The sequence below is a fragment of the Pseudomonas sp. HY7a-MNA-CIBAN-0227 genome (assembly GCF_040310325.1).
Lineage (GTDB): Bacteria > Pseudomonadota > Gammaproteobacteria > Pseudomonadales > Pseudomonadaceae > Aquipseudomonas.
In genome coordinates, this window is sequence record NZ_JBEOPT010000163.1 from 1 (window position 1) to 267 (window position 267).

General features: G+C 63.3%; 1 pseudogene. It reads left to right on the top strand.

Going from position 1 to position 267, the window contains the following annotated elements:
- Positions 1 to 267, top strand: a pseudogene (locus AAEZ06_RS27420) (type II secretion system protein GspF); the annotation flags it as partial.

Below are 267 nucleotides of genomic sequence, written 5' to 3' on the forward strand. Positions count from 1 at the left end.
GGTCAAGATTTTTGTTAACAGTGGCCAGCCATTGCCCGTGCTGACCCAGGCGATGATCGCCCTGAGCACCGGTTTGCGTGATTACGGCTGGCTGCTGTTGCTGCTGGTACTCGCCGCCCTGGGTGCGGCGCGTTGGGCGTTGTTGCAACCGGCCTTGAAGCTGCGCTGGCATGCGCTGCTGCTCAATGTGCCCATGATCGGCGGGGTGCTGCGCGCCATGGAGGCGGCGCGTTTTGCCAGCACCTTGTCGATCCTGGGCAAAAGCGC